This is a genomic window from Microcoleus sp. w1-18aA5 (assembly GCF_036701705.1).
GTDB lineage: Bacteria > Cyanobacteriota > Cyanobacteriia > Cyanobacteriales > Microcoleaceae > Microcoleus.
The window spans coordinates 1-16970 of the sequence record NZ_JAUPTE010000068.1 but is presented as its reverse complement, the minus strand read 5'-3'; the positions used below and the strand labels follow the sequence as shown (position 1 = coordinate 16970).

Sequence of the window (16970 nt, the reverse complement as noted above, 5' to 3'; positions counted from 1 at the left end):
CAGCCCGTCGGCGCTGTTACAATTCTTCATCAAATAGGGATAAATTCCGCAAGAAAATTATATTTTTCCCAAATTTTCCGCAAGAATTTACAATACAGCAGAGCTGGTGCTTTTGTACACTTGCTGGCATCTCATAAACCAGAAGTATCAGCTAGGTAAATTAATCATGTCTACTTTCAGTACCGGTACCAACTTTCCTGCCGGCACAAGTCCCCAATCCTTCACTGCCGCAAACTGTAATAACGATAACATTCCAGACTTAAACATCCCAGACTTAGGGATCGCGTCAACGGCTGTTTCCCTAAAGTCAATGACTCAACTTTCCTCAAAAGCGATCGCATTTATCGATGCTGCCGTCCCCGACTGTCAAACATTAATCGACGGCATTATCCCTGAAACCGAAGTAATTAAATTAGAAACTAACCGCAACGGCCTCGAACAAATTGCCGAAGCTTTGCAGGGAAGGAAATTTTCAGTAATTCACATTATTGCCCACGGAAAGCCCGGTTCTTTGCAACTGGGCAACGTTGAATTGAATTGGCAAAAGTTGAGAGATAGCACCGACAATTTTGTCAAAACAGTTAAAGAATGGGCGGGCGGGCTGACACAAAATGCCGAAATTTTGCTCTACGGGTGCAATGTTGCCAAAGGAAATATAGGGAAAGAATTTGTAAAAAACCTGAGTCAAATAACAGGAGCAAATGTTGCCGCTTCTAATAATTTAACAGGTTGTGTGGCCAAAGGCGGCGATTGGGAATTAACAGTAACAGCGGGGACAATTAAAGCTGGGATTGTATTTCTGCCAGAAGCGATCGCAGCTTACAACCACGTTCTCAATACGTTTAGTTCTCCTAATAATTTTAATGCGGGAACCAGTCCATCCTTTGTTGTGGCTGGCGATTTCAATACCGATGGCATCTTAGATTTAGCTGTTGCTAACCCCACCTCGGGTAAGGTTTCTATTTTACTGGGAAATGGTCAAGGAGGGTTTAACTCTGGAACTGATTTGACTCCGGTATTGGGGCCTACCGCGATCGCAGTTGGCAATTTTAACGGGGATAACTTTTCCGACTTAGTGATAACTTCCGCACAAGGTGTCGAATTTAGCAGCATTTATATCTTTTTAGGATCGGGTAATGGCAACTTTAACAGTCCGGGATTTTTGACTGCCATCGAAAATCCTAGCGCGATCGCTGTCGGCAATTTTAATGCTGATGATTTACTCGACATTGCCATTACTCAATCCAGCGGCAATGGTTTTGTACCTGAAGGCAATGTTGGCATTTACCTGGGAACGGGACAAGGCGGTTTTTCCACTCCTGTTACTGTGAATGTTGGGCAAAGTCCCAGCGCGATCGCTGCGGGAGATTTTAACAGCGACAATCTACTCGATCTCGCCGTCGCCAACCGAAATTCTAATAGCATTACCATATTATCGGGAATTGGTCAAGGTAGTTTTGGCAATCCGACTAATATTAATGTCGGTCAAAGTCCGAGTGCGATCGCAGTTGGAGATTTGAACGGCGACAATTTTCTCGATCTCGCGGTAGCCAACAGCGGTTCTAACAGCATCTCAATTTTATTTGGAACAGGAAATGGCAGTTTTGGCAATCCGACCAATATTAATGTTGGCTTAAACCCAAGTGCCATTAAAATTGGCGATTTTAATGGCGACAGTAGAGGAGATTTAGTTGTTAGCAACAGCGCTTCTAATAACGTTTCAATTTTGGCGGGAAATGGAACTGGCGGTTTTAGCAGTGCGACTAACTTTAGCGTTGGAACAAATCCGAGTTCTCTGGCGATCGCAAATTTCAATGCGGACGACAGACTCGATATCGCAGTTGCTAACAGAGGTTCTAATAATGTTTCAGTTCTCTTGAATTCACCGAACACAATTAATTTCGGTACGGCTACTTTCATCGGAACTGAAGGGGATGCAGATACAGTCGTTAATATCCCCGTTACTATCAGCGGCGGCACTCCTTTTGCTGATGTCATTGTACCCATTGTCATCGACCCCAACAGCAGCGCTACCGAAAATTCTGACTACACCATATCGCCGACTTCCGTAACTTTTCCCGCAGGTGGAACAAGTACAGAACAAAATATTGCAGTCACTATTAAACCGGACAATATCGCTGAGAATGCAGAAACAGTCATTCTCAACTTTGGTACGATCGCAGGTGACATTGCAGGGACGACAAATCAAGCGACCCTAACTATTCCCAGTAACGACACTGTTTCTTATGCCGTTTCCACCGCTGTAGCTGCGGTAGCTGAAGGCAATACGGGAACTGTATCCGTTACTTTTACCGTTACTCGCAGTGGCGGTATAGGTGCAGCCAGCAGCGTCAATTATGCGATCGCCGGAACTGCTACAAACGGCAGCGATTACAACAATATCGGTGGCACTTCCGGGGCAACTGACGTTAATGGTACGGTTAATTTTGCTGCGGGCGAGATATCGAAAACGATTACTTTGGATGTTTTGGGCGACAGTGCGATCGAACCGGATGAAACTATTACTGTCACCTTATCAAATCCGATCGCACCAGGCCCGACTCCAACAATTACAACTGCTAGTGCGACAACTACTATTACTAATGACGACACTGCTGGAATTGCAGTCAATCCCGATAGCGGATTAACGACAACAGAAGCAGGAGGAACAGCAACATTTACTGTCCAACTCAACTCTCAACCAACTGCTAACGTGACTGTTGGCTTAAGCAGTTCCAATGTTGCCGAGGGAACAGTTTCTATACCCTCGCTGACATTCACTCCCGCCAATTGGAGTGCGCCACAAACTGTAACGGTAACAGGCGTTGACGAGAATATTGCTGACGGCAATCAAACTTATACTATTTTCACTGCGGCGGCTATTAGTACAGACAGCAATTACAGCAATTTCAATGCTGCCGATGTCAGCGTTACGAATAGCGACAACGAAACTCCCGGCATTACCGTTAATCCCACAGCAGGATTAACTACAACAGAAGCCGGAGGTACGGCTAATTTCAGTGTTGTCCTCAACACTCAACCTACGGCACCTGTTACTGTCGCTTTAAGCAGTTCTAATCCTGCAGAAGGAACAGTTTCTACTAATACCTTAAGTTTCACTCCTAATAACTGGAATCAGGCGCAGACGGTAACGGTGACAGGTGTTGGCGACAATATCGCTGACGGCGATATTGCTTACACTATTGTTACTGAGGCTGCTGTTAGTACAGACAGCAATTACAACAATTTCAATCCCTCCGATGTCAGCGCTACTAACAGCGACAGCGATACAGTCGGCGTTACCGTTAATCCGGCCAGTACCACAGCAGTAGAAGGCGGTGCAACGGGAAGTTATACACTTCAGCTAAATTCGCAGCCAACCGCGCCCGTAACAGTCAGCTTTGACGGGGGGAATCAAATAAGTGCGATCACTCCCATTAGTTTCGACGCTACTAATTGGAATATTACCCAAACTGTAACTGTGATTGCGACGGATGACACAGTTGTAGAAGGTACTCACACTGGCACAATCAATCACGCGGTAACAAGTACCGACGCGAAATATAGCGGAATTGCGATCGCGCCTGTCACTGTCGCCATAACCGACAATGACACGCCAACACCAACATCGCCAACGCCCACACCAACGCCGACACCAACACCAACATCGCCAACGCCCACACCAACACCAACACCTTCAATTACACCGACACCAACACCAACACCAACGCCCACACCAACATCGCCAACACCAACGCCCACGCCCACGCCAACGCCAACCCCGCCAATTACACCGACGCCAACACCGACCCCGACACCAACACCTTTAATTACACCGACGCCAACACCGACGCCAACACCTTTAATTACACCGACGCCAACACCGACGCCAACACCAACACCAACACCTTTAATTACACCGACACCAACACCAACGCCTACAGTTTTGCCGCCGACACCAACACCAACGCCTACAGTTTTGCCGCCGACACCAACACCAACGCCTACAGTTTTGCCGCCGGCGATACCTGCTGATAATTTAGTCAGAAAAATCACTGTAGGTTCCAGTACCGGAAGCTATAAGGATGCTATCAGCAGCAGCAAGATTGATGATTACTACAAATTCAGTTTAGGTGCTAGGAATGACTTCAACTTGTCGCTGAGCGGACTGAATGCAGATGCTAAAGTTGAGTTGCTCGACAGTGGCGGAAATACGATCGCCACTTCCAACAATTTGGGCACCGCATCCGAGTCAATTAACCGCACTTTAGAACACGGTACTTATTACGTCCGAGTCTCCTTAGCCAACGGTGGAGAAACTCCTTACAATCTCGATCTATCTGCTAAACCTCGTCTTCCAGGCATCACCACTACAGGTTCAGATGACCGAGTTTACAAAGCTGGAGAGTTGATCTCAGTTATAGACGGAACATTCACTCCCGCCACTGACATATCTGCCCCGCTGATTAACATCGATGATTTCCGCGCAGCACCGCGTTTTGCCGGAATAGACGGCAATGGTTTTGCAACAGTAATTTTGGATACTGGGATCGATCTAGACGACCCATTTTTTGGTTCTGATAGTGATTCAGACGGCATTGCCGATCGCATTGTCTACAATTACGATTACGCCTATGGCGATGACGAAGCTGACGACGTTGACGGACACGGTTCAAACGTCTCTAGTATTGCTACTTCCCAAAATGGAGTCCAGACAGGGATGGCACCCCGTGCTAACATCATTCATCTCAAAGTTTTGGATGATACGGGCAGTGGCACTTTCGCGAATATAGAACAAGCTTTGCAGTGGGTGATAGAAAATGCAGCGGCGTACAATATCGCCAGTGTGAATATGTCACTCGGTGATAACGGCAATTACAACACCCCCCAAACGAGGGGCATTAGGGACGACGATGACAACAGCCCCGACACGAGCGGCATTAGTGATGAACTAGCAGCCCTAGCAGCACGGAATGTAATTGTTGTTTCCGCATCAGGTAATGCTTTCGGGCCATTGGGCTATAACAGCGTTCAGGGGGTTGCCTACCCCGCAGCCGATCCTAACTCACTCTCAATTGGTGCGGTGTACGATGCGAACCGGGGTTATCGGACACACGGCTTCGGCGCTATTGGTTATACCACCGATGCCGATCGCATTACACCCTATTCTCAGCGCCACTCCACTTTAACAACCGTTTTTGCTCCCGGTACTTTAATTACCGGTGCTGGCCCGCGCGGCCCTTTGACGAACTATTCTGGTACCAGTCAAGCTGCACCTCATGTTGCTGGAATAGCAGTGCTAGCGCAGCAGTTAGCGCAGCGAGATTTGGGCCGCCGACTAACCCCAACTGAGTTTGCGAATTTCTTGGAGTCAACCGGTGTCACGATTAATGACGGCGACGACGAAGACGATAACGTGATCAATACTGGCTTAAACTTCAAGCGCGTTGATATGCTGGCTTTGGGTCAAGGTATTGTCGGCAACAACCCGCCAGTTGTAAATCGTTCTGTGTTTTCTCAAAGTGCAGCGCTGGGTTTTTCTCAAACTGGTAATGCTTTTAATTTAGCAGCCAATACCGATACTGACCCCGATCCGGGCGACAGCATTAATTATTCGATCGCCCTGGCAAATTTTAGCGATTTAAGTTCATCTGCATTTACCTGGAGAACTGATCGCAATGGCGGTTCCTATCGCCAACCAATTGCCGGTTCAAGTTTCCCGGAAATTCCTTTGCCTTCCTGGCTAACTTTTAATTCGGCAACTCGCACGATTAATTTAGGCCCAACTCGTCCAAGATCGTTCAATTATTGGCTGAAAGTAACGGGAACTGATGAATCTGGCGCGAGTGTTAGCGAGGTGATTCGGTTCAAGAGTAATGGCCTCGGCGGTTTTGTGATTGACGGTTACATCGCTGGTGCTACTGTCTTTTTCGATGCCAACAAAAACGGTGTACTTGATGCTAGTGAACCTTCTGCTACTACTGGCGATAACGGCGAATTCGATCTCGATCTCGACTCCACCATTTTCGACAAAAATCAAAATGGCGAACTCGATCCAGAGGAAGGCAATATTGTTGCTTTCGGCGGCATTGATACGGCAACTGGTTTGCCTTTGGAAACCCCTGTCACTGCCCCGCCTTACGCTACTGTTGTCACCTTGTTAACCACTTTAGTAGCGGATTTAATTGACAAAGGAATTGACAGCGATCGCGCCGAATCTCTTGTCAAATCTTCTCTTTCCATTCCCGCTAATGTTGACATAACTAGCTTAGATCCGATCGCAGCTACCGAAAATGCGATCGCGGGTGGAGTAGAAACTTTGACTGCAATGGTCAAGGTACAAAACGTCATTACCCAAACTGCTGCTTTAATAGACGGTGCGTCGATTCTGGACAATACCGACAGCGTAAAAGCAGTTGTAAGTGCGATCGTTCAACAAATTCAATCGGGGACAACTCTCAATCTCAGCGATCCCAACCAGTTAGCAACAATTGTCGATCGCGCCGCCACAGCAGCGCAACAATTTGACTCGGATTTAAACACTCAGCAATTGTTGCAAATTGCCCCGGATGCAGCTAAGGTAATGGCCGAAGCAAATCAGCGCATTGACCAAGTTGTATCCAACACTGCAACAGCTTCAATTAACCGAGAAGTTGCCCGCGTGCAAAAAGTAGCCCTAGGCGCAACCTCTGAAGACTTAAAAGCAGTTGGTACAGGTACGAAATCGATCGCCCAAGTTATTGCCGAAAATACGGGTACTGCCTTAGATACCAAAATTCAACAAACGACATTGCCCGATACACCTGCTGTGGCGGTGATTGAAGGAGAAATAGATGCGATCGCAGGTAACTCCAATCTCACCGGCACTGACGGCGACGACAACCTCTCCGGCGACAGCGGCAGCGATACAATGGCCGGCAAACGCGGCAATGATACTCTCAGCGGTTTAGGTGGCAACGACTGGATACATGGCAATCAAGGCAATGATTCCCTCGACGGTAGCGATGGCGATGACACTGTTTACGGTGGCAAAGAAATCGATATTTTGTTCGGCAGTAATGGGGAAGATATCCTATTTGGAAATCGCGGTCAAGATAGCTTGAGTGGAGGTGAAGGCAATGACAGCCTTTTCGGCGGTCAAGCTAGCGATATTCTGCTGGGCGGTAACGGTGACGATTTCCTCAGCGGTGAAAACGGCGATGACAGCTTGATAGGAGGAAATGGGAGCGATCGCTTCTTAATTTCAGCCAATTCTGGCAGCGATATCATTTTCGATTTTGAACCAGGCATCGACTTCCTCGCACTTGCCGACAATTTAACCTTCTCGCAACTTTCTATTGTCCCTAGCAACAGTGCAACTTTAATCACCTTGACAGCAACAGGTGAAATTTTAGCTGCTATCAATGGCGTGACAGCCAACCAAATTAGCATCGCTGATTTCAGTTAAAAGATTAGGGACACAGGCAAATCTTGTGTCCCTACAGGAAATGGATTTTCTAGTAAGGACTTCAGTTCTCTGTTACAAATTTAGGTGAAGCAAGACTTGCATCCCTTACTACAAAATGTCAATCAGGACTAAAGTTCTTACAAAATCCAAAACCCAAAATTGAGTGGACGGGAACAATCCAATATCTCAAATCCAAAATCTCAAATTGATTGACTGTTGTGAAATAGTTTTCAGGAGTAAAATTTTATGGTAGTTATATGCGGTGACAATCTCGATAATTTATTAGTAGGTGGAATTGGCGATGATTCCCTGTGCGGGCTTGGAGGCAATGATACTCTATTTGGTTGGGGTGGTAATGACACTTTAGATGGCGGAGAAGGAAATGATAGTCTCGCAGGTGGAATCGGTAACGATCGCCTTTTGGGCTACTCTGGTAACGACAGTCTCAGCGGTGGCGAAGGCGATGACAAAATTGAAGGAGGTGCCGGGAATGATATTCTTGAGGGTGGCGAAGGCGCGGATTTAATCAGAGGAGAAGACGATAATGATAGTATCTTGGGAGGGTCTGGCAATGACTGTCTTATCGGCGGTCAAGGCAATGATACGGTGCTCGGAGGAGATGGAGACGATCTCTTGTTTGGTAGCTTCAACAACGACTTGTTAATGGGTGGCAAAGATAACGATCTCCTGTTGGGAGACAGTGGCAACGACACTTTAAGAGGTGACTTAGATAATGACTACCTTAACGGCAATTCAGGAGACGATTTGCTTGAGGGAAATGAAGGCAGCGACACCCTGATTGGCGGGCCGGGCAATGACACATTAGTGGGTTACAGCTTTTCATCAACTGGAGAACAAATAGATTATTTAATCGGGCAAAATGGAGCCGACATATTTGTTCTCGGTTCATTAAATGCCCGCCCTTACCTCTTCTATGGCGGTGAAGGTCGCCATGCCGTTATTGAGGATTTTAACCGGGTCGAAGGCGACAAAATTCAAGTTGTTGGTTTCGTACAAGATCGTAATGGTTCTAACTTCTTCTCTTACCGATTTGAATCTTATGATGACGGTATGACACGGGGAACTCGGATATTTGTCGGATCGGATTTAATCGCCGACGTTAAAAATGTTACAGATGTGAGTCCATCAGATTGCACGATCGTTTCGACTGGGTTTACACCGCCATCGCGAGACTTTCCATCCTTGCCATCTCTGCCGGGAATTCGCTTTCCGATACCGCCGCGTCCCACTCCTTTCTTGCCAATACTGCCAGTTTTTGTGGAAAGTTTGCTTTCTTTTCAATTGTGATTAATACCAATTTTTTATGAGGCTGCATAGAATCCGATCCCCCCTAGCCCCCCTTTATAAGGGGAGTAGGGGGTGGGACAAGATTCCGATCAAAGTCAACCCCTGCTCCTATTATAAAGGAAGATTTAGGGGGATCGAGATATGTGCAACTTCACATTAAATTGGTATAAGTAAGTAGGTGAGAAAAAACCCAACTATGTTAAAAATGGTCTATATATCTTATTCTTACCCAAAAATTGTTCCGAAACGAATCCGATACAATTGGAGTGGCAACATATCAAAAAGACGAGCTAGCTGCGACATTTGTTTGAGGATGAATTAGAGCTGGCTTATGCCGTAATTAATGGAGTAGAAGCTAGAGAAAAAAAAAGGAAACTACCCTACAAAACGCATTCAATTTAGCTCCGGTCTGGTTACTTAATTTTTTGTTACATCGTTATAAATTTTCCCACCGACTTACTTATCTGATGGTCGATCGACCGAACATGATATGACAGGATTTATGGACGAGGCTCAAGGATAGGGGCAACCACGGGGGGATTGCTCCTACAGGATATAGGGGTAATGCGTAAGTCCCCATAAGATAGTGTTCGATCGAGTCCCGGTAACAACAACTGGCTTCGAGATACACTGGAGTCAATCAAAACGCATATATAATGCTATGCACCAAACTAATCCCCCCCGTCCGCCTTCGGAAACCATGCCGACGATGTACGATTTGCCCAGTGAAGATCCCAACGATCCGGATCTGCCAGAGCAATTTCATCCGCGATCGCCGAAAGAAACCATGCCTACAATGTACGATCTGCCGAGTGAATTAATAGGAGAATCAGGATTGCCAGACGAATTTCATCGCATTCAAGCTGATGGTTTGAGCCAAACCTGTCAACCACAAAATTGGCAGCCAGATGAGGTATTTATTGCCAGCGACCTGAATCTCTATTACGACCCCCGCCATCCCGGTTGGTACAAACGTCCTGATTGGTTTTTAGTTTTAGGTGTTTCCCGTTTTCAAGAACAGGAAAATTTACGCTTAAGCTATGTAGTTTGGCAAGAAGGAGTTAACCCATTTTTAATAGTTGAATTCCTCTCTCCCGGAACTGAAGAAGAAGATTTGGGACAAACAGTTAGAAGAGTCGATCGACCTCCGACAAAGTGGGAAGTATACGAGCAAATTTTAAGAATTCCCTACTACATTATCTACGATCGCTATCAAAACCAATTACGTGTTTTTCGTTTGAATGGCACTCGTTACGAAGCTTTATCTCTGCCAGATGGACGTTTGTGGCTGGAAGAAATGCAATTGGGATTGGGATTGTGGCAAGGTAGCTATCAGGGAACAGTCGGTTTGTGGCTGCGTTGGTACGATGAGACTGGTTGGATACCGACGCCAGCAGAACGTGCCGAGGAGGAACGCCAACGTGCCGAGCAAATGGAAAGAGCTCTAGCTGAGGAACGTCAACGGGTTCAGCAATTGTTGGAACAGTTGCGATCGCTCGGAGTCAATCCAGATGTTGAATAAATTCCGATCGGAAAGAGGGTTTGCAAGTTCAGCAACGCATTTTTCTCAAAACTTGCAAACTTCTAACCCACTGACTGGACAACTTTGCCGCGCGATCGCATTATCTGCCAGATAAAGCGAACTCAGATTTTTCAGTGCTGCTAGAGGACTGAAATCTGCAACTGGATTGAAGCGGAGATTAAGCCATCCCAAATTTATCAGTTTTGCCAAAGGGCGAACATCTTTGACTTGATTGCCTTCAAGATTGAGCCCAGTGAGGTTTGTCAGTTCCGCTAGCGGACTAACATCTTCAATTTGCTTGCCCTTAAGGTTAAGAAACTTCAGATTTATCAGCCTCGCCAGAGGGCCGACATCTTTGATTGGGTTGCCTTCAAGGTTAAGGTAAATCAGGTTTTTCAGTCCCGCTAGAGGACTAACATCTTGGATTTGATTGTTGTCGAGGTCAAGCGAACTCAGATTTTTTAATCCTGCTAAAGAGCTAACATCTTTGATTTGGTTATTCTCAAGGTTAAGCGAACTTACGTTTTTTAGTCCTACCAGAGATTTGACATCTATTTGATTACCTTCAAGGTTAAGTTGCTCCAAATTTGTCATTTCTGCTAAAAAGCTGACATCTTTGATTTGGTTGTATTCTAGATCGAGCTGCTTGAGCTTTGTCATTCCTGCTAAAGAACTAACATCTTTAATTTGGTTATCTTGCAGATAAAGGCGAGTCAAATTTGCCAGTTTTGCCAGAGCGCTGATATCTTCTACTTGGTTGAAGCGAAGATTAAGCCAAATCAAAGATGTCAATCCTGCCAGAGGGCTGACATCTTTGATTTGGTTGAGAGTGAGGATAAGCTCATTCAGGTTGTTTATTCCTGCTAGAGGGCTGATATCTTTGAGCTGATTACTTTCAAGGTCAAGCGTCTTCAGGTTTGTCAGTCCTGCTAGAGGGCTGATATCTGCGATTTTGTTGGCAATCAGCTTGAGCCAAGTTAGGTTTGTTAGCCTCGCCAAAGCTCTAACATCTGCAATCTGGTTTTTGTCAAGATTAAGCCCAGTTAATTTTGTCATTCCTGCTAGCGGGCTGACATCAGTAATTTTGTTATTGTAGAGGGCAAGCGAAGTTAGATTTGTGAGTCCTGCTAGAGGGTTAACATCAGCAATTTGGTTATGACCAAGGGAAAGTGACTTCAGGTTTTTTAGTCCTGCTAGAGGGTTAACATCAGCAATTTGGTTGTTGTCAAGGGAAAGCTTCTTAAGGTTTTTTAGTCCTGCTAGAGGGTTAACATCAGCAATTTGGTTGTTGTCAAGGGAAAGCTCCTTAAGGTTTTTTAATCTTGCCAAAGGGCTGACAGCTATAATTCGGTTGCTGTGGAGGTAAAGCTCTTCCAAGTTTGTCAATTCTGATAAGGGACTCAGGTCACTGATCCCTTTCTGGTGGAGGTAAAGTTTAGTGACACTTAACAGATTTTTGGCAGCGAGTTCGCAATCATTTGTACCTGCTTTTGCTAACAGCACCTCTACAGTGATTCTCGCCTCGGCTGACAAACTGGCTTGCTTTTGGCACCACTCTTTAAAAGAACTCCCGCTATTAGGTTCGGCGGCTTGAGCGATTCCCCATCCCCAGCCACTGAACGCCCACATATTTATTATCAGAGCAACTGTGCTAATCGATTTCATAGTAGATCAACTCCCCATAAGATTAAGTAGGGTGTGTGACGGCTAAAAATGACTAAAATCAATGGTAACATTGAAGAATTGCCGTCACGCACCGTCCGGGTTAAATGGTGCGTTACGCTGTCGCTAACGCACCATACGTATTTCAGATATCATGTTCAATATAGTTAAAAAAGATAATGGATATCCTCACAATCGATGCAAAATATGTCAAATTGATAGCAATCCGTACCTTCTCTTGTATGAAGGATTGAACCATGCGTCTACATCTAGTCAGCGTCAGCTTTGCCACTCTGCTGCTTTCGCTCATCTCTCCCTTGTTACCATCTACCTTGAGTCTCTCGCCTTTAGTCGCGCAGGCGCAAACAAATCAAGATCGGAAAGCTATAGGCGATCGCCTGTTCAGAGAAGGTGAATATCTGAATGCAGGGCGCAGCTATGCAGCAGCTATCAGGAAATTCCAGGAAGCCTTATCGATTTATCAAGAAATAGGCGACAAAGCAAGCATTGGATCAACTCTCTACTACATTGGAGAGGCTCACTACAGCCAGGAAGAGTATGAGCAAGCATTAGATTACTTCCAGCAAGCTTTGCCTATTCGACGGGAGGTAGGCGATGGCGATGGGGAATTAGTAACCCTCAACCTGATGGGGAAAATTTACCACGAGCAAGGTGGTCAACTGGCCAAGCAAAGTCAATATCGAAAAGCTTTAGAGAAATTTCAGCAACTCCTGGTTATTCAGAGAAAACTTGGTCAGAAGGAAGCGGAAGGGTCAACTCTCAACAAAATTGGGATAGCTTACACTAACCTGGGAGAGTATGAATTAGCCTTGGATTTCTATCAGCAAGCCTTAGCGATTCCTCCACCGTATTTCGCGGAAGATCGGCTGGCAAAGCTGTTCAACGCGGCAACGCTTTACGAGGCGCTAGGACAGTACGAACTGGCTTTGAAGTTGTATCAGGAATCCTTAGAAATCTCCAGAGAACGTGTACTACTTGTATTTGACAGCAGGGGCGCGATTGGTAGCATTGGGGGTGAAGTCAGAAATCTAAAAGCGATCGCGGGCATTCACTACAGACTAGAAAAGTACGAATTAGCCTTGGATTTCTATCAAAAATCCTTAGCAATCCTCAAAACAATTGATGACAAAACAGACAAAAAAAACCTGGAAGCAGGAACGCTCCAAAGTATTGGGGTTGTTTACCTCGCACAAGGAAAGTATGAATTAGCCCTGAAGTTCTTGCAGGAAGCTTTAACCATTCTCAAACCACTTGGCTACAAGGAGTCGGAAGGGGTAATGCTCAGTAATATTGGCCAAGTATACTTTGAGCAAGGAAAGTATGAATTAGCCTGGGATTTTTATCAGCAAGCCTTGGTAATTTTCCAGGAATTTGGCGACAAGGGGGATGAAGGACACGCTCTCAAAAACATCGGGTACTTGCTAGAGAAACAGAATCAGCCCGAATTAGCGATTGTATTCTTCAAGCAATCAGTAAACGCCAGAGAAGTGATTCGCAAGAATATCAAGGGACTTCCTCAAGAATTCCAGCAATCCTACACAGAAACCATTGCCAAAGATTATCGCCACTTAGCCGATCTCCTCCTGAAACAAGACCGAGTTCTCGAAGCCCAACAAGTGATAGATTTACTCAAAATTCAAGAACTGGAAGATTATCTCAGCAATGTGCGGGGCAACGACCAAACTGCTCAAGGAATTCCCAATACTCCCTCAGAACAGCAAATTCAAAAAGGCTACGAAGCCCTTTTAAATAAAGCAATTCAACTCGGTAAAGAACTCGTCAACATCGAAAAGATTCCACCTGCTAACAGAACCCGCGCCCAGCAACAGCGTATTCTAGAGTTGAGAAAAAATCAGCAAGAAATTTCTCAACAGTTTCAAGAATTCCTCAAAAGTCCAACCGTAACTGCACTGGTGGCGCAACTGAGGCAAGTCACGGGTGGAGAAACTCTCAATCTTGCCAATTTCAATAGTTTACGAGACAACCTCCAAAAGCTGCAACAAAATGCTGTCATTCTCTATCCCTTGGTTCTGGATGAGCGATTGGAACTGATTTTAGTTACCCCTTATTCTCCTCCGATTCGCCGCACTGTAGCTGTGAAACGGGAAGAACTTAATGGTGCTATTGCTGATTTTCGTCGTAATATAACAAATCGGAATGGCAAGATGGCTGATGCTGAAGTTGCGGGTCAAAAGCTTTACCAATTGTTGATTAAACCGATTGAAAAAGACTTGGCACAAGCCGATGCTAAAACTATTATTTACGCGCCTGATGGACAGTGGCGCTATATTCCTCTTGCTGCCTTACATGATGGCAAACAATGGTTAGTGGAGCGCTTCCGTATTAACAATATTACTGCTGCCAGTCTGACTGATTTTAATACAAAACCTCAAAATAATTTGCAAGTTATAGCGGCTGCTTTTACCCAAGGCAGTTATCAGTTCAAAGTTGGGACGAGAGATTTCACAATGTCGGGACTGCCGTTTGCGGGTCGAGAAGTGGAAAATTTAGCGACGACAATTCCGGGTACAATGAAACTATTGGACAATCAATTTAACCGCGATACTGTGTTGTTGATGAATGATTATTCAATTGTTCATCTTGCGACTCACGCGGCTTTTTTAGTTGGTGAACCGGAAGATTCTTTTATTATGTTCGGGAATGGCGATCGCGCGACGCTACGAGAGATCAAAACCTGGTCGTTACCCAAGGTGGATTTAATCGTCCTGAGTGCCTGCCAAACGGCTGTAGGCGGCAGATTAGGTAACGGTGAGGAGATTTTGGGGTTTGGCTATCAGGTGCAGCGTACAGGCGCTAGGGCCGCGATCTCCACGTTGTGGTACGTAGACGATGGTGGCACGCAAGTCTTGATGGATGCCTTCTATGCCGCCTTGAAGCAAGAGAATATGACCAAAGCCGAAGCCTTACGCCAAGCGCAAATTGCCCTGATTACAGGCAACTCTGTAGCATCAGGACAACAACCCATTAGCAGCAGCGCGCCGTCAGAACAGAGTAACAGCCTGAGCCACCCCTTCTACTGGGCACCTTTTATTCTGATTGGCAATGGTTTGTGAATCGATCGACCCAAAAGGTAAAGTTTTACGATCGAGATGAAATTTGGCCTCTCCCGGCAAACCCGTTTCCGGCTCGGACTGCTTGCTGTAGCTCAGCCTTCCCCGCATAGTAGCTTGGGCGGATGTTGAGATTCCGAAAAAAGCCTTTTAAGTGTCCAAAAAGCGATCGCCCGCGTGAAAATTGCACGGCAATTATGTTACATTTTTTATCACAGTCTGGAATTCGATCGGGCAACGCCAGCGAGTAGGGACAAGCCACCGCTTAGTTTCCCAGGGCTTGCAGGCGATCGCACAAGAGAGTTCCTTTCGTCAGCTCCAAATTTAAAAAATAGCCTCAGGCATTTGCTAGTAAAAGCAAGCTGCTCGGCGCGGGGCGACAAAAAACCTTGTGGCTGCTGCCCTGAACCTCAACCACAGCAATATTCTTTTAGGAATTCTGGCTCCATGTTTTCTAAACAAATCACCGACTCAAAAACCTACCAGTGGTTTGAGGAACGCCTGGAAATTCAGGCGCTCGCCGATGACATCACTACAAAGTATGTACCCCCGCACGTCAATATTTTCTACTGCTTGGGCGGGATTACTTTAGTTTGCTTTCTGATCCAGTTTGCCACCGGCTTCGCCATGACTTTCTATTACCGTCCCACGGTAGCAGAAGCTTTTTCTTCAGTGCAATACCTGATGACTGAAGTCAACTTCGGCTGGCTGATCCGCTCCATCCACCGCTGGTCTGCGAGCATGATGGTGCTGATGATGATTTTGCACATCTTCCGGGTTTATCTGACAGGCGGCTTCAAAAAGCCCCGCGAATTAACCTGGGTGACAGGAGTAATCTTGGCAGTCATCACTGTTTCTTTCGGCGTGACCGGCTATTCACTGCCTTGGGATCAAATCGGTTACTGGGCAGTTAAAATCGTTTCCGGCGTCCCCGAAGCTATCCCGTTTGTTGGTTCTTTGATGGTTGAACTGCTGCGCGGCGGTGTCAGCGTCGGTCAAGGCACTTTGACTCGTTACTACAGCTTGCACACTTTTGTGTTGCCTTGGCTGATTGTAGTGTTCATGCTGGCTCACTTCTTGATGATTCGCAAGCAAGGTATCTCTGGCCCGTTGTAAGTTTTGAGTTTTGGGGGCGGTATTTTTTTTGCCCCCCCGCTGAATTGTGAGTTGAAAATTCAGAATTCATGACTCATGATATTTATTTACGGCTAATACTTCCTGCGATCGCACCGCTGATTCAGACTAACGAATACAGCGGAATCCCAGGCCCGGGTAAAACTAAAAGGAGAACACTCTCACTATGTCTATTATCAAAAAACCAGATTTGAGCGATCCCGCGCTCCGCGCTAAGCTCGCTAAGGGCATGGGTCACAACTATTACGGCGAACCAGCTTGGCCTAATGACTTGCTCTACGTTTTCCCTATAGTCATCATGGGAACGATTTCTCTGTGCGTGGGTTTGGCTGTACTAGACCCGGCTTTGGTTGGCGAACCTGCTAATCCTTTTGCTACTCCGCTGGAAATTCTGCCGGAATGGTATTTGTGGCCTGTGTTCCAACTCCTGCGCGTTTTGCCTAACAAATTGTTGGGTATTGCTTGCATGGCCGGTGTTCCCGTTGGCTTGATTTTGATTCCGTTCATCGAGAATGTTAATAAGTTCCAAAATCCGTTTCGCCGCCCTGTTGCTACTACTGTTTTCCTGTTGGGAACTGCGGTAACTCTGTGGTTGGGTATTGGTGCTATTTTCCCGATCGACAAATCTTTCACACTGGGTCTTTTCTAAGATTTAAGTTTGCTTGATTTTGACGCCTGCGGCTTTCCTGTAAAGTGCTTTTGTACTGGTGGGAAACTTTAGCGGGCGTCATTTTATTTTAGATTTTAGATTTTAGATTTTAGATTTTAGATTTTAGATTTTAGATTTTAGATTTTAGATTTTAGA

Annotated in this window: 8 protein-coding genes; 6 read left to right on the top strand and 2 right to left on the bottom strand. The window is 45.9% G+C overall.

Annotated elements, in window-relative coordinates; genetic code table 11:
• Nucleotides 1-166: 166 nt before the first annotated feature.
• The 3 genes from Q5691_RS21115 (at nucleotide 167) to Q5691_RS21105 (ending at nucleotide 10277) form a co-directional block, all read left to right on the top strand.
• The gene (locus Q5691_RS21115) at nucleotides 167-7447 is read left to right on the top strand and encodes a DUF4347 domain-containing protein (protein WP_333346800.1); all 7281 of its coding nucleotides are present in this window, start codon (nucleotides 167-169) and stop codon (nucleotides 7445-7447) included.
• A gap of 246 nt (nucleotides 7448-7693) precedes the next feature.
• Nucleotides 7694-8755: a calcium-binding protein gene (locus Q5691_RS21110; RefSeq protein WP_333215399.1), complete on the top strand. Its 1062-nt coding sequence runs from the start codon at nucleotides 7694-7696 to the stop codon at nucleotides 8753-8755.
• A 661-nt stretch (nucleotides 8756-9416) separates the two neighbouring features.
• Nucleotides 9417-10277 (top strand): Uma2 family endonuclease, encoded by an 861-nt coding sequence (locus Q5691_RS21105; protein ID WP_333346797.1) that lies wholly within the window; start codon nucleotides 9417-9419, stop codon nucleotides 10275-10277.
• A gap of 45 nt (nucleotides 10278-10322) precedes the next feature.
• Here the strand turns inward: Q5691_RS21105 and Q5691_RS21100 are convergent, their stop codons facing one another.
• Nucleotides 10323-11942, bottom strand: a complete 1620-nt coding sequence (locus tag Q5691_RS21100; RefSeq protein WP_333211340.1) for a leucine-rich repeat domain-containing protein — start codon at nucleotides 11940-11942, stop codon at nucleotides 10323-10325.
• 254 nt (nucleotides 11943-12196) lie between these two features.
• Between Q5691_RS21100 and Q5691_RS21095 the strand changes: the two genes are divergently transcribed.
• The gene (locus tag Q5691_RS21095) at nucleotides 12197-15034 is read left to right on the top strand and encodes a CHAT domain-containing protein (protein WP_333346794.1); all 2838 of its coding nucleotides are present in this window, start codon (nucleotides 12197-12199) and stop codon (nucleotides 15032-15034) included.
• A gap of 25 nt (nucleotides 15035-15059) precedes the next feature.
• On the opposite strand, the gene Q5691_RS21090 is transcribed toward Q5691_RS21095, so the two are convergent.
• Nucleotides 15060-15293 (bottom strand): hypothetical protein, encoded by a 234-nt coding sequence (locus Q5691_RS21090; protein WP_333226859.1) that lies wholly within the window; start codon nucleotides 15291-15293, stop codon nucleotides 15060-15062.
• Nucleotides 15294-15478: 185 nt separating this feature from the next.
• On the opposite strand from Q5691_RS21090, the gene petB reads away from it, so the two are divergent.
• Nucleotides 15479-16147, top strand: coding sequence for a cytochrome b6 (gene petB, locus Q5691_RS21085; protein ID WP_015174799.1), 669 nt, complete (start codon nucleotides 15479-15481; stop codon nucleotides 16145-16147).
• Between the two features lie 184 nt (nucleotides 16148-16331).
• On the top strand, nucleotides 16332-16814 hold the full coding sequence (petD, locus tag Q5691_RS21080) for a cytochrome b6-f complex subunit IV (protein ID WP_333082815.1): 483 nt from the start codon (nucleotides 16332-16334) through the stop codon (nucleotides 16812-16814).
• The last annotated feature ends 156 nt before the right edge of the window (nucleotides 16815-16970 follow it).